Here is a 13,476-nt window from a genome sequence, read left to right as displayed (position 1 = left end):
CGTCGCGCGGTTGGCGTGGTGCCCCTGACCGCAGCAGGCACGAGCCGGTGCGCGCGAGGTGCTGCCGCCATTTTCCCGACCACGCCTGCGCATGACGAACGATTAATCCGAGCGCACTTAATCCGAGCGCACAATGACCGACATTCAGGAAAGGCTCCTCGAAAGCAAGATGACCGAGATCGAGCGGGCCCGATCCTGGAGCCCCCGCGTGATCTCCAAGTTCGAAACGCTCATCAGGAGCGGTGACGATCTATCGCTCTACCGCGTCAATCCGCTGGCATTCGCGCGCGACCGCGCCATTGCAGAGCCGGAAAGTATTGACCTGTTTCTCTATGCGACGAGAAGCGGGCTATTCGAGATGAGCTGGGACGTTGTTTGTCCCCAATCCGGCATGGTGCTCGATAGCTTCGGCGCCTTGCGCACGCTCAAGACGCACTATGTTTGTGGTTTGTGCGACGTCACTGGTGAAACCGATCTCGACGACTTCATAGAGGTCACGTTTACGGTATCGCCCCAGCTTCGGCGGCTTCCGTTTCATGATCCTGCCTCCCTCTCGGTCGAGGATTTCCATTGGAAGCTTCGATTTCTGAATGACGCGCGGATACCTGGCCAACAAATCCGATTTCTCGACTATTTGCATGCGTTCGTTCGCGGCCTTTCGTTCTTGCCGCCAGGCTCCGCCACGACCATTCGTTGCGAACTCGGTCTCGGTGCGCTGGCGGGGGTCAATATTCAAAGCCAGGCCGCGTTCGTCGTCGCGGTGGCCGGCGAGCCGACAACCTCGCCGACAATCCTGCGAATTGGATACGACGGACAGCGCTTTTCCCCCTCGCTGGCCGCCGTGCCGCCCGGCCCCGTCATTGTCGAGGCGGAGAACCGCGGATCTACGCGAGGCTCCCTGCTCCTGATCAACTGGCCGCCTGAGGTTCTGGCTCAAGCGATCAAGCCGCCGCTTGATTTCGATCCCTACATGTCCCGCGGGATGTTGCTTGCGAGACAAACGTTTCGCCGCCTGTTCCGGTCAGAACGCGTGGACGAAAAGGAGGGCCTGGGTATTCGGCAGGTGACCCTGCTGTTCACGGATCTCAAAGGTTCGACCGCCATGTACGAACGGCTCGGCGATCTCAATGCCTATGCGCTGGTCCGCGAACATTTTGCTTTGCTCGGTGCGACCGTTCAGGAACATTCCGGGGCCATCGTCAAGACGATCGGCGATGCGGTCATGGCGGTCTTCTCTCGCCCGACGGACGCGATTTCGGCGGCGCTCCACATACTGGGGGAAATCGAACGTTACAATTCCGACCATGGCGATCCGAGCATCATCCTGAAGATTGGAGCCCATTGCGGCCCCTCCATCGCCGTGACCCTGAACGACAATCTGGATTATTTCGGCCAGACCGTAAACGTTGCCGCGCGTGTCCAGTCGCTGGCGGACGCGGGCGAGATTTGTATCTCGGAGGCGCTGTATTCGGCGCCGGGAGTGAGCGATCTCCTTTCCGGGCATGCAATCGCAGTGTTTGAAGCTCCTCTTCGCGGCGTTGAAGGAAATGCCAGCGTGTATCGTGTCGTGCCCGGGTAGGACCCTTACGTCCCTTGCCGGGGCAGCTTCTCCGCGAGCGCGACTGCCATCGCCGAGATCAGCGGTCGCATGAAATAGGCGTCTTCCGCGGGCGAGACGTCCGTCCGCAGTCCATGCGCAGCAAGCTCGCCCGAAACCGCCGGGCCCACCGACGCAATCAGCGTCCGGTCGAAGCCGGCGCGCAGCTTCGCCTCGCTGCCATGCGCCTTCGCGGCCTCGATCAGGCGGCGGACCTGGCCGAGATTGGTGAGCGCGACGGCATCGATCCGCCCCGCGGCCATGTCGTCGATCGCGGTGACGATGTTGGCATCCGCTGCCTTGGAATCGTAGGCATAGGGCAGCACGGCATCGACCTCGGCGCCTTGCGCGGCAAGGGCACCGATCAGCGCGCCATGGTCCTTGTCGGGATAGAGCTGAAGGCCAAGGCGCCGGCCCTTCAGGTCGAGCTTGCCCAGCATCTCGATCACGCCCTCGGTGGTCGGTTTCTCCGTGGTCTGCTGAGCCTCGAGGCCGATCTCACGCAGCGCCTTGCCGGGCTTCGGGCCGCGGGTGAATTTTCGCGATCCGGCGAGCGCCGCGACAAACGCGCCGTCGAGCCCACGCGCCCGCGCGAGCTTCATGATCCGCCGAAGGCCTTCGCCGGTCATCAGCACAAGGTCGTCAAGGGGCCTGTCGATGGCGCGGCGGATCCAGGCCTCGACCGGAGCAGGGTCCGGTGCATCCTGGATGGTAAACATCGGGCATTGCACGACCTCGGCGCCTTGCTCGGCCAGAAGTTTCGAGAACTGCGCCTCCTCGCGCGTTTCCAGGATCAGGATGCGGTAGCCGTTCAAGCGCTCGGCCATGGGCGCACTCCGGTTATTCAAAGCAATCGTCCGTTCATCCTGACTCCGCGCTTCAGGTCGAAGCAAGTCTTGGGATTGGCGCAAGGGGACGTCGGTGATAGAGCAGGGCGCAAATCGCGGGTCGTTCCGCATCATTTGCCCAAACCTTCATCAAGAGCCAAGCCTGTTCATCAACATGCCCGATCATCAATATGTCCTGACCCTGTCCTGTCCGGATCGTCCCGGCATCGTCTCGGCCGTGTCGACGTTCCTCGCCCACAACGGACAGAACATTCTCGATGCTCAGCAGTTCGACGACATCGAGACCAAGAAGTTCTTCATGCGCGTGGTGTTCACCGCGGCCGATCTCGCCGTGGAACTGTCGGCGCTGCAGACCGGCTTTGCCGCGATCGCCGAGCGTTTCGGCATGGACTGGCAGATGCGCGACCGGGCTGCGCATCGCAAGGTGATGCTGCTGGTGTCGAAGTCGGACCACTGCCTGGTCGACATCCTCTATCGCTGGCGCACCGGCGAACTGCCGATGACGCTTGCTGCCATCGTCTCCAACCACCCGCGCGAGGTCTATGGTGGGCTCGATTTCGGCGGCATCCCGTTCCACCATCTGCCCGTGACCAAGGAGACCAAGCGCGAGCAGGAGGCACAGATCCTTGACCTCGTCGCCAAGACCAAGACCGATCTCGTCGTGCTCGCCCGGTACATGCAGATCCTGTCGGATGATCTGTCGGCGCAGCTTTCGGGGCGCTGCATCAACATCCACCACTCGTTCCTGCCGGGCTTCAAGGGCGCCAAGCCCTATCACCAGGCCCATGAGCGCGGCGTCAAGCTGATCGGGGCTACCGCGCATTACGTCACGCGCGACCTCGACGAGGGCCCGATCATCGACCAGGACGTCGAGCGCATCAGCCATCGCGACACGCCGGAGGATCTGGTCCGCAAGGGCCGCGACATCGAGCGCCGCGTGCTGGCCCGTGCGATCCGCTACCATCTCGACGACCGCGTCATCCTCAACGGCCGCAAGACCGTGGTGTTCGTGGATTAGCGAATAGGGAGTGGCGAATAGCGAGTGGAAGCGGGAGAGCGCCTTATTCGCTACTCCCTATTCGCCATTTGTTTCCTTAACGCACCGCGCTGCCCGACGTCGTCCCCGTCGCGCCCTTCTGCGCCTGCTCTTCCTTCTCGCGATCCGCCGCCGGCAACAGCCGCTTGCGTTCGCGCTCCTTCATGTAGGCATCGTATTGCGGCGTGCCCGCTCGCGGCGGGGCGTCGGCCGGCAGCCCGCCGGCCCATTGCGGGACGTAGTCGCCCATGCCGGCGGAGAGTCTTTCGTTGACGGTGCCGCAGCCTGCAAGGTTGGAAGCCAGCAAGGCAATGACGGCAGCGATTGAAGGCAAACGGAAACGCATGAGCATCTTCTGGGTCGAACTGGACCGGGCGCGGATGGCGGGACGCCCGATGGCGCCAGCGGCGCACTCTAGTCCTCAACAAGTAAAATTGGCTTATTCGGCGGCGAATTTGTTTGTATACATTAAGGTAAGATAATACGCTGTTTTTGGCATTGATCGCCTTTGCCAAGGTGATACGGTATACAATCCGTATTCACGTTTAAGGGGAGGGATTGGGAATTCGATCCGGTGATGCCCGGCAAATGTTCGAATTCTGCAAAGCAGAGGCGGATTTCTCCAACCACGTCGCCGCCGGGCGTTCTTAGAGTGCAGCATCGGCCCGGAGGGCCAGCCAGCGCAGCGAAAGGCTTTCTTGTTGACATCGCCATTTTATTTGTACAATCGTACAAATGCCTCCCCCGCTGTCGATCCGATCGCGCGGCTTGCGCCGAATGGTCGCCCAACGTCCGATTGACAACGGGGTTGCAGAGGACGCCATGTGGCCGTGCGGCATGGCTTGTCCGTAGGTTAGAGCGCGGCAAGGACCGGGTACTCGGTCTGGCGCACAACAGGTCAGGAATGAAGGGGAGGGACATCGGATGTTCGAACGCAGAATTTTTTCACGCACCGTCGCAGCAGCCGCCATCGCGGGCGTTGCAGGCCTTGCGCCTGCCAAGGCGGAGGACAGCGTCAAGGTCGGCCTGATCCTGCCGATGACCGGCGGCCAGGCCTCGACCGGCAAGCAGATCGAGAACGCGATCAAGCTCTATATGCAGCAGAAGGGCGACGCCGTCGCTGGCAAGAAGATCGAGATCATCCTCAAGGACGACGCGGCGATCCCGGATAAGACCAAGACTGCCGCGCAGGAGCTGATCGTCAACGACAAGGTCAATTTCATCGCCGGCTTCGGCGTGACGCCGGCTGCGCTCGCGGCCGCGCCGCTGGCTACGCAGGCCAAGATCCCGGAAGTCGTGATGGCGGCCGGCACCTCCATCATCACCGAGCGCTCGCCCTATATCGTGCGCACCAGCTTCACGCTGGCGCAGTCCTCGACCATCATCGGCGACTGGGCGGTGAAGAACGGCATCAAGAAGGTGGCGACGCTGACCTCGGACTACGCGCCGGGCAATGACGCGCTGAACTTCTTCAAGCAGAACTTTACAGCCGGCGGCGGCGAGGTGGTCGAAGAGGTCAAGACGCCGCTGCAAAACCCCGACTTCGCGCCGTTCCTGCAGCGCATGAAGGACGCCAAACCGGACGCGATCTTCGTGTTCGTGCCGGCCGGCCAGGGCGGCAACTTCATGAAGCAATATGCCGAGCGCGGCCTCGACAAGGCCGGCATCAAGGTGATCGGGCCGGGCGACGTCACCGACGACGACCTGCTCAACAACATGGGCGATGCGGTGCTCGGCACGGTTACCGCGCATCTCTACTCCGCGGCGCACCCCTCGCAGATGAACAAGGATTTCGTCGCAGCCTACAAGAAGGCGTTCGGCAATCGTCCGGGCTTCATGGCGGTGAGCGGCTATGACGGCATTCACCTGATTTACGAGGCGCTCAAGAAGACGAATGGCGACACCGACGGCACCAAGCTGGTCGAGGCCATGAAGGGCCAGAAGTGGGAGAGCCCGCGCGGTCCGATCTCGATCGACCCCGAGACCCGCGACATCGTGCAGAACATCTACATCCGGAAGGTCGAGAAGGTCGACGGCGAGCTCTACAATGTCGAGTTCGCGACCTTCGAAGCCGTCAAGGATCTCGGCAAGACCAAGAAGTGACGCGCGAAAGTGCGTCATCCCGGGGCGCGCATTAGCACGAACCCGGGATCTCATGCCCCTTGCTCCGCGTCATGCCCGGGCTGTTCCGGGCATCCACGCGAAGCCAGGAAAACAAAGTCCGGACAAGAACGTGGATGGCCGGGGACAAGCCCGGCCATGACGATAACTCTAAGCTGAGACGATGACCTCTATCCTCACCAACCTGTTCGATGGCGTCGCCTACGGCATGCTGCTGTTCGTGCTCGCGTGCGGGCTCGCGGTCACGCTTGGATTGATGAACTTCGTCAATCTCGCCCATGGCGCCTTCGCCATGGCCGGCGGCTATATCTGCATGGTGCTGGTCAACCGGATGGGCTGGCCGTTCTTCGCAGCGCTCCCGCTCGCTTTCGTCTCCTCTGCCGCGATCGGCATCGCGCTCGAACGGACGCTGTACCGCCACCTCTATGCGCGCAGCCATCTCGATCAGGTGCTGTTCACCATCGGCCTGACCTTCATGTCGGTCGCCGCCGTCGATTACATCCAGGGGTCCTCGCGCGTCTTCATCAACCTGCCGGCGGCGCTTCAGGGCCAGTTCGACCTGTTCGGCGTCGGCATCGGCCGCTACCGGCTGATGATCATCGTGATCTGCGGCCTGCTCACCATCGCGCTCCAGATGGTGCTGGCAAAGACCCGCTTCGGCAGCCGCTTGCGCGCCGCCGTCGACGACCCCCGCGCCGCGAGCGGCCTCGGCATCAACGTGCCGCAGGTGTTCGCCTTCACCTTTGCCTTCGGTTGCGGCCTCGCCGGTCTCGGCGGCGCGCTGAGTGCCGAGATCCTCGGCCTCGATCCGTATTTCCCGCTGAAGTTCATGATCTACTTCCTGATCGTGGTCACTGTCGGCGGCTCGTCCTCGATCACCGGCCCGTTCCTGGCCTCGCTCCTGCTCGGCATCGGCGACGTCGCCGGCAAATATTACGTGCCGAAGATGGGCCCGTTCGTGATCTACACCATGATGATCGTAATCCTGATCTGGCGTCCGAACGGCCTGTTCGGACGCACGGCCGCGCGTTGAGTTCGCCGATGAGCGCTTCCTCCGACGTCGGTTTTCACGCCCAGCGCCAGGCGCGCTGGCACTACGGCGAAGTCGCCTTCTGGCTGATCGTGCTGGCCTGCGGCTTTGCATTTCCCACGCGCTATCTGATCATGACCGACATCCTGCGGCTGGCGCTGTTTGCGATGTCGCTCGATCTCATCCTCGGCTATGCCGGCATCGTCTCGCTCGGGCATGCTGCCTTCTTCGGCGTCGGCGCCTATGCCGCGGGGCTTCTCGCGCTCCATGGTATCGTGAGCGAGCCCGTGCTGGCGCTGATCGTCGCTGGCCTCGCCGCGATGGTGCTCGGCTTTGCCACCAGCTTCCTGGTGATCCGCGGCGTTGACCTGACGCGCTTGATGGTGACGCTCGGCATCGCGCTGCTGCTGGAAGCGCTCGCCGAACGCTTCTCCAACATCACCGGCGGCACCGACGGCCTGCAGGGCATCGAGATGCAGCCGATCTTCGGCGCGATTCCGTTCGACATGTTCGGCAAGGCCGGCTTCTTCTATTCGCTGGCTGTCCTGTTCCTCCTCTTCCTGTTCGCCCGCCGCGTCGTGCATTCGCCGTTCGGCCTGTCGCTGCGCGCGATCAAGAACAATCCGCTGCGCGCCGCCGCGATCGGCATTCCCGTCAACCGCCGCCTGATCGCGATCTATACGCTCGCGGCGTTCTACGCCGGCGTCGCGGGCGCGCTGTTCACCCAGACAACGGCGATCGCCTCGCTCGATGTGTTTGCCTTCGAACGCTCCGCCGATCTGATGCTGGTGCTCGTCATCGGTGGGACCGGTTACCTCTATGGCGGACTGGTTGGCGCGGTGATCTTCCGCATGCTCCAGGAAGTGTTCTCCACCATCACCCCGCAATACTGGCAGTTCTGGATCGGCCTGGTGCTGGTCGTGATCGTGCTGGTCGGCCGTCAGCGCCTGCACCGCTGGGTGCTGTACCTGCCCAATCTGGTCATCAGGCAGATTGCGGGACGCAAGGCCATCGTCGCCGTGCCGGAAAGCGACGCATGACCATCGTGCTCGAAACCCAAAATCTCGAAAAGCAGTTCGGCGGGCTGCGCGTCACCCGCGATCTGTCCTTGAAGATCGAGCAGGGCGCCCGCCACGCGCTGATCGGCCCGAACGGCGCCGGCAAGACCACGGTCATCAACCAGCTCACCGGCGTGCTCAAGCCGAATTCGGGCCGCATCCTGCTCGAGGGCCAGGACATCACCGATCTGCCCGTGCACAAGCGCGTGCTGCGTGGCCTCTCGCGCACCTTCCAGATCAACCAGCTTTATCCCGACCTGACTCCGCTCGAGACCATTGGCCTAGCCGTCTCCGAGCGCCTCGGCCATGGCGGCGACTGGTGGCGGCGGATGGGCACGCGCAGCGACGTCAACGGCGAGATCGCCGATCTGCTGGCGGGCTTCCATCTGCTCGACGTCATGAATGAGCAGACCGTGACGCTGCCCTACGGCAAGCAGCGCCTGCTCGAGATCGCGGTCGCGATCGCCGCCAAACCGCGCGTGCTGCTGCTCGATGAGCCCGCCGCCGGCGTGCCCGAGAGCGAGCGCCACGACATTCTCGCCGTGGTCGGCGCGCTGCCGCGCGAAGTCACGGTGCTGCTGATCGAGCACGACATGGATCTCGTATTCTCCTTCGCCGACCGCATCTCCGTGCTGGTTTCGGGTGCGCTGCTCACCGAGGGCCCGCCCGAGCAGGTGGCGCGCGATCCGCAGGTCAAGGCCGTCTATCTCGGCGAGGAGGCGGTCAATGTCTGACCTGCTCGCGATCGAGGCTTTGCGCGCCGGCTATGGCGAGGCGGTGGTGCTGCCCAACATGTCCTTGCGCCTCGCCGAGGGCCAGGTGCTGGCGCTGCTGGGCCGCAACGGCACCGGCAAGACCACGCTGATCAATTCGATCGTCGGCGTCACCCGCCGCTTCTCAGGCAGCGTGGCACTCGCTGGCACCGATGTCACTTCGCTCCGGCCCGACCAGCGCGCGCGCGCCGGCATCGGCTGGGTGCCGCAGGAGCGCAACATCTTTCGCTCGCTCACTGTGGAAGAGAACATGACCGCGGTGGCGCAGCCCGGTCCCTGGACGGTCGAGAAGGTCTACGAGATGTTTCCGCGGCTGAAGGAGCGGCGGAGCAATTTCGGCAACCAGCTCTCCGGCGGCGAGCAGCAGATGCTGGCGATCGGCCGGGCGCTCACCCTCAACCCGAAAGTGCTGCTGCTGGACGAGCCGACCGAGGGCCTTGCTCCCATCATCGTCGAGGAGCTCTTGAAGGCGATCGGCAGCATCACGCGGGCAGGCGGCATCTGCTCGATCATCGTCGAACAGAATGCCCAAAAGATTCTGGGGCTGGCCGACCGCGTTGTGATATTGGAGCGCGGAACGATCGTCCACGACGCTCCGAGCGCCGCGCTGAAAACCGACCCCTCGGTCCTGGAACGCCATCTCGGCGTCGCCGGGGCGGCGGCTCACTAAACTAAAATGTCCAGGGAGTAAGACATGCAGCGAACCAAAGCCCCCTTCCGCGCCGACGAGGTCGGCAGCCTCCTGCGTCCGGCCAAGATCAAGGAAGCCCGTAGCCGGCTCGAGAAGGGCGAGATCTCGGCCGACGATCTGCGCAAGATCGAGGACATGGAGATCGAGAAGGTCGTGCACAAGCAGGCCTCGATCGGGCTCAAGCTCGCGACCGACGGCGAGTTCCGCCGCTCCTGGTGGCATTTCGACTTCCTCGCCAAGCTCACCGGCTGCGAGCTGTTTCATCCTGACACCGGCATCCAGTTCGCAGGCGTGCAGACCCGGCACGACGCGGTGCGGGTGATCGACAAGCTCGACTTTCCCGACGACCACCCGATGCTGGCCCACTTCCGCTTCCTGAAGAAGGTCGCCGACCAGGCCCACGTGGCCGCCAAGATGACGATACCTTCGCCGGCGGTGCTGCACTTCCGCGGCGGCCGCAAGTCGATTTCCAAGGACGTCTATCCCGATCTCGAAGCCTTCTACGAAGACCTCGGCAAGACCTACCGGAAAGCCGTCAAGGCGTTCTACGACGCCGGCTGCCGCTATCTCCAGTTCGACGACACCGTGTGGGCCTATCTCTGCTCGCAGGATGAACTGCAGAAGGCGCGCGAGCGCGGCGACAATCCGGACGGTCTCCAGCAGATCTATGCCCGCATCATCAACTACGCGCTGGCCGAGAAGCCCGCGGACATGGTGGTGACGACGCATGTCTGCCGCGGCAATTTCCGTTCGACCTGGATTTCTTCGGGCGGCTATGAGCCGGTTGCCGAGACCATGCTCGCCGGCACCAATTACGACGGCTATTTCCTCGAATATGACAGCGACCGCGCCGGCGGCTTCGAGCCGCTGCGCTTCCTGCCCAAGGGCAACAAGGTCGTCGTGGTCGGCGTCATCACCTCGAAGTTCGGCGAGCTCGAGAAGAAGGACGATATCGAGCGCCGTCTGGAAGAAGCCGCCAAGTTCGCCCCGCTGGAGCAGCTCGCGCTGTCGCCGCAATGTGGCTTTGCCTCGACGGAAGAGGGCAACGTCCTCTCTGAGGAAGAGCAGTGGGCGAAGCTGAGCCTTGCGGTCGAGATCGCGAAGGAAGTGTGGGGCTAGTAAGCGTCACAGAACTCCGCTGTCATTCCCCGCGAAGGCGAGGAATCCAGTACGTCGCGGCTTCTCCGTATCACGTCGGCGTCTCCGGAATACTGGATCGCCCGGTCAAGCCGGGCGATGACACCTGAGTGTAGGGCCAATAGCGCGGCGCTCCTGACCTGCGGGCGCGCAAGCCCACCCTCACTTCTCCGCCAGACCTCGCCCGGCAGCATCGACCACGCACCTGCTTATTCGTCGTGGCCGACTCCGCCTCCCCCCGCACCCGCGTCATCATCTCTGCTCAACCTTCAGACTTGGCGCCGCGCATGGCGCGCGAGCGGCGAGTCGCGCCTCGGTTGTCGAACGCAACCTGGCCGGCGCGATCGCATCGGCAAGTGGATGGGACTGCGGCGCAACGGCATGGATCCCCTATTTCCTGAGTGGGCAGAATTTGCTAGGAGGCAGATCCCAATCATTCTGCCCACCGCGTCCCACTCATGAAAAACGACGAAATCCTGAGCCAGATCACGGAGTTCTGCCGCAAGGCGGACATGGCGGAATCGACGTTCGGCCGGCGCGCGGTGAACGATGGGAAGCTGGTGCATCGCCTGCGCGAGGGCAAGCGCATCACCATCGATACGCTGGACCGGATCCAGGCCTATATGGCGGCGTCCATGGCCGGCGGCGTGCCGCCGCCGCGCGGGCTTCAGGTGCCGCCCGAAAAGCGCGATCCGCGCGGCAATTTCCGCTTTTTCGAGAACCGCCAGAAATACCTGCTGTTCGTCCACACCTGCAGCGAAAAGCGGGTGATCGCCGACAGGGTCGCGCTGGAGCTTTCCTCCATCCATCCGCGCCCGCCGGCCCTGCGCGTGTTCGACGCCGGCGTCGGCGACGGCACGGTGCTGGCGCGGGTGCTGCGCGCGACGCACCAGCGCTACCCGCACATGCCGTTCTACGTCGCCGGCAAGGAGCTCAGCCTGGAGGACCTGCGCCTGACGCTGGAGAAGGTGCCGGATCGCATTTTCGAGCATCCGGCGTCGGTGTTCGTCTTCACCAACATGTTCTATTCGGAGGCGCCCTGGCTGACGCCGGCATCGCCTGCGGCGGCGGCGGCGACCGTCTGGCATGAGGTCCCGCTGCGGGGCGCCTCATCGGGCGAGTTCGAGCAGCAGATCGCGGAGCTGAGGCCGTTCCTCGAGCAGAACTGGCGTGCCGCGATCAGCCCACGCACCGCCATGCCGCTGTACGAGCGGCCGGTCGTCCTGGTGCTCTATCGCGAGGACCACAGGTTCTTGCTGGATTCGACCATTCCGCGGCCGGGCCAGACCGAAGCCAATTTCGACCTCGTCATCGCATCCCAGCCCTACCGCGCCCTGTCCTCGGTCAACTTCCGGGCCAAGCGGATCATCGCGCCCCTGGCGCGGGCGCTTCGGCCGGGAGGCCGTCTGATCGGAATCCACTCCCATGGCCAGGATCCGGGCATGGAAATGATCCAGGCGATCTGGCCCGGAGAAAATCCTTTCGCTGTGAGCCGTCATGAGCTATTGCGCGCCGTTAAGTACGAACTTGGTTCGTTGGGCCGCGACTTAAATTTTAATGCGTATGCGGATAACCGCTCGATCTTCAGGTATGATATGGAAGCGCTGCCCAACGAGGTAACCGGGACGATCGGAACCTCGACGGCCTTTGCAGCGTGGAATGCGGCGGTGTATGTCGCTCAGATTGAGGACGACCGGTTGACAGAAATGACTCAAAACGGCCGCACTCTGGATGCCGCCAGGGACGTGCTGCGGAAGTACAATGGGCTCTGGTTTCTCGACGAATCCTACGTCATCTCGCGCCGGCGTGATTGACATCATCCACAGGTAAACATCGCAAACGCCCGCCGGTCTAGCGGCGGAACAAGGGGTTACTGATGCGCGCGTCCTATCTCTTCACCAGCGAGTCCGTGTCCGAGGGCCATCCGGACAAGGTGTGCGACCGGATCTCCGACGAGATCGTCGATCTGTTCTACCGCGAAGGGCCGAAGGCCGGCATCGACCCCTGGCAGATCCGCGCCGCCTGCGAAACGCTCGCGACCACCAACAAGGTGGTGATCGCCGGTGAGACCCGCGGTCCGAAGTCGGTGACCAACGAGCAGATCGAGGGCGTCGTCCGCGGCGCGATCAAGGACATCGGCTACGAGCAGGAAGGCTTCCACTGGAAGACCTGCGACATCGAGATCCTCTTGCATCCGCAGTCGGCCGACATCGCCCAGGGCGTCGATGCGCTGCAGCCGGGCGAAGTCAAGGAAGAGGGCGCGGGCGACCAGGGCATCATGTTCGGTTACGCCACCAACGAGACGCCCGATCTGATGCCGGCGCCGATCTTCTACGCCCACAAGATCCTACGCCTGATCTCCGAAGCCCGTCACTCCGGCAAGGAGAAGGTGCTCGGTCCGGACTCCAAGAGCCAGGTCACCGTGCAGTACGAGAACGGCAAGCCGGTCGGCGTGCGCGAGATCGTGGTTTCGCATCAGCACCTGGTCGAGGACATCTCGTCCAAGCAGATCCGCGACATCGTCGAGCCCTATGTGCGCGAGGCGCTGCCGAAGGACTGGATCACGCCGAAGACGATCTGGCACATCAACCCGACCGGCAAGTTCTACATCGGCGGTCCGGACGGTGACTCCGGCCTGACCGGCCGCAAGATCATCGTCGACACCTATGGTGGCGCGGCCCCGCATGGCGGCGGCGCGTTCTCCGGCAAGGATCCGACCAAGGTCGACCGCTCGGCGGCTTATGCTGCGCGCTACGTCGCCAAGAACATCGTTGCCGCCGGCCTTGCCGACCGCTGCACGCTGCAGCTGGCCTACGCGATCGGCGTGGCGCGTCCGCTGTCGATCTACATCGACACCCACGGCACCGGTAAGGTGTCGGAGGAGCAGCTCGAGAAGGCGGCGGCGCAGGCGATGGATCTGACGCCCCGCGGCATCCGCAGCCATCTCGACCTCAACCGCCCGATCTACGCGCGCACCTCGGCCTACGGCCATTTCGGCCGCACGCCTGACAACGAGGGCGGTTTCTCCTGGGAGAAGACCGATCTCGTCGAGCAGCTCAAGCGCGCGCTCTGATTCACTTGCGTCATTCCGGGGCGCCGCAACAGCGGCGAACCCGGAATCTCGAAATGCTTGATTCCGGGTTCGCTCGTTTCGCGAGCGGGTCCGGAATGACGAGCCAAACAAA

The 13,476-nt window shown here is 63.6% G+C and carries 12 protein-coding genes; 10 read left to right on the top strand and 2 right to left on the bottom strand.

Annotated elements, in window-relative coordinates; all coding sequences use genetic code 11:
- Positions 1 to 133: 133 nt before the first annotated feature.
- Positions 134 to 1,579, top strand: a complete 1,446-nt coding sequence (locus GGD61_RS03745) for an adenylate/guanylate cyclase domain-containing protein (protein WP_183230214.1) — start codon at positions 134 to 136, stop codon at positions 1,577 to 1,579.
- Positions 1,580 to 1,584: 5 nt separating this feature from the next.
- On the opposite strand, the gene GGD61_RS03740 is transcribed toward GGD61_RS03745, so the two are convergent.
- Entirely contained in the window at positions 1,585 to 2,424 is an 840-nt protein-coding gene (locus GGD61_RS03740) for a uroporphyrinogen-III synthase (protein WP_092261056.1), read from the bottom strand.
- A gap of 175 nt (positions 2,425 to 2,599) precedes the next feature.
- Between GGD61_RS03740 and purU the strand changes: the two genes are divergently transcribed.
- On the top strand, positions 2,600 to 3,463 hold the full coding sequence (gene purU, locus GGD61_RS03735; protein ID WP_092261213.1) for a formyltetrahydrofolate deformylase: 864 nt from the start codon (positions 2,600 to 2,602) through the stop codon (positions 3,461 to 3,463).
- 76 nt (positions 3,464 to 3,539) lie between these two features.
- Here purU and GGD61_RS03730 read toward each other — a convergent pair whose 3' ends face one another.
- Positions 3,540 to 3,833 (bottom strand): hypothetical protein, encoded by a 294-nt coding sequence (locus tag GGD61_RS03730; RefSeq protein ID WP_092261058.1) that lies wholly within the window; start codon positions 3,831 to 3,833, stop codon positions 3,540 to 3,542.
- Between the two features lie 572 nt (positions 3,834 to 4,405).
- Between GGD61_RS03730 and GGD61_RS03725 the strand changes: the two genes are divergently transcribed.
- The 8 genes from GGD61_RS03725 (at position 4,406) to metK (ending at position 13,364) form a co-directional block, all read left to right on the top strand.
- Entirely contained in the window at positions 4,406 to 5,584 is a 1,179-nt protein-coding gene (locus GGD61_RS03725; RefSeq protein WP_092261060.1) for an ABC transporter substrate-binding protein, read from the top strand.
- A gap of 181 nt (positions 5,585 to 5,765) precedes the next feature.
- Positions 5,766 to 6,635 carry a branched-chain amino acid ABC transporter permease gene (locus tag GGD61_RS03720; protein ID WP_018317415.1) on the top strand — a complete coding sequence of 290 codons (870 nt, stop codon included), beginning with the start codon at positions 5,766 to 5,768 and terminating at the stop codon, positions 6,633 to 6,635.
- An 8-nt stretch (positions 6,636 to 6,643) separates the two neighbouring features.
- On the top strand, positions 6,644 to 7,672 hold the full coding sequence (locus tag GGD61_RS03715) for a branched-chain amino acid ABC transporter permease (RefSeq protein WP_092261062.1): 1,029 nt from the start codon (positions 6,644 to 6,646) through the stop codon (positions 7,670 to 7,672).
- Positions 7,669 to 8,424, top strand: a complete 756-nt coding sequence (locus GGD61_RS03710) for an ABC transporter ATP-binding protein (protein ID WP_183230212.1) — start codon at positions 7,669 to 7,671, stop codon at positions 8,422 to 8,424. The genes GGD61_RS03715 and GGD61_RS03710 overlap by 4 nt, the downstream gene beginning before the upstream one ends.
- Positions 8,417 to 9,133: an ABC transporter ATP-binding protein gene (locus tag GGD61_RS03705; RefSeq protein ID WP_092261064.1), complete on the top strand. Its 717-nt coding sequence runs from the start codon at positions 8,417 to 8,419 to the stop codon at positions 9,131 to 9,133. Before GGD61_RS03710 ends, GGD61_RS03705 begins: the two co-directional genes overlap by 8 nt.
- Positions 9,134 to 9,157: 24 nt before the next feature.
- Positions 9,158 to 10,273 (top strand): cobalamin-independent methionine synthase II family protein, encoded by a 1,116-nt coding sequence (locus GGD61_RS03700; RefSeq protein WP_183230210.1) that lies wholly within the window; start codon positions 9,158 to 9,160, stop codon positions 10,271 to 10,273.
- A gap of 476 nt (positions 10,274 to 10,749) precedes the next feature.
- The gene (locus GGD61_RS03695) at positions 10,750 to 12,105 is read left to right on the top strand and encodes a hypothetical protein (RefSeq protein WP_018317408.1); all 1,356 of its coding nucleotides are present in this window, start codon (positions 10,750 to 10,752) and stop codon (positions 12,103 to 12,105) included.
- A gap of 62 nt (positions 12,106 to 12,167) precedes the next feature.
- Positions 12,168 to 13,364, top strand: coding sequence for a methionine adenosyltransferase (metK, locus tag GGD61_RS03690; RefSeq protein WP_092261068.1), 1,197 nt, complete (start codon positions 12,168 to 12,170; stop codon positions 13,362 to 13,364).
- Positions 13,365 to 13,476 lie beyond the last annotated feature (112 nt).

It is taken from the genome of Bradyrhizobium sp. SBR1B, from assembly GCF_014198205.1.
Taxonomy (GTDB): Bacteria; Pseudomonadota; Alphaproteobacteria; order Rhizobiales; family Xanthobacteraceae; genus Bradyrhizobium.
This window is presented reverse-complemented; position numbering and strand designations above follow the sequence as displayed.

Bases quoted from the DNA above. Each gene is read 5' to 3' on its own strand.
- GGD61_RS03745 (WP_183230214.1), top strand. From the start codon at position 134: ATGACCGACATTCAGGAAAGGCTCCTCGAAAGCAAGATGACCGAGATC.
- GGD61_RS03740 (WP_092261056.1), bottom strand. From the start codon at position 2,424: ATGGCCGAGCGCTTGAACGGCTACCGCATCCTGATCCTGGAAACGCGC.
- purU (WP_092261213.1), top strand. From the start codon at position 2,600: ATGCCCGATCATCAATATGTCCTGACCCTGTCCTGTCCGGATCGTCCC.
- GGD61_RS03730 (WP_092261058.1), bottom strand. From the start codon at position 3,833: ATGCTCATGCGTTTCCGTTTGCCTTCAATCGCTGCCGTCATTGCCTTG.
- GGD61_RS03725 (WP_092261060.1), top strand. From the start codon at position 4,406: ATGTTCGAACGCAGAATTTTTTCACGCACCGTCGCAGCAGCCGCCATC.
- GGD61_RS03720 (WP_018317415.1), top strand. From the start codon at position 5,766: ATGACCTCTATCCTCACCAACCTGTTCGATGGCGTCGCCTACGGCATG.
- GGD61_RS03715 (WP_092261062.1), top strand. From the start codon at position 6,644: ATGAGCGCTTCCTCCGACGTCGGTTTTCACGCCCAGCGCCAGGCGCGC.
- GGD61_RS03710 (WP_183230212.1), top strand. From the start codon at position 7,669: ATGACCATCGTGCTCGAAACCCAAAATCTCGAAAAGCAGTTCGGCGGG.
- GGD61_RS03705 (WP_092261064.1), top strand. From the start codon at position 8,417: ATGTCTGACCTGCTCGCGATCGAGGCTTTGCGCGCCGGCTATGGCGAG.
- GGD61_RS03700 (WP_183230210.1), top strand. From the start codon at position 9,158: ATGCAGCGAACCAAAGCCCCCTTCCGCGCCGACGAGGTCGGCAGCCTC.
- GGD61_RS03695 (WP_018317408.1), top strand. From the start codon at position 10,750: ATGAAAAACGACGAAATCCTGAGCCAGATCACGGAGTTCTGCCGCAAG.
- metK (WP_092261068.1), top strand. From the start codon at position 12,168: ATGCGCGCGTCCTATCTCTTCACCAGCGAGTCCGTGTCCGAGGGCCAT.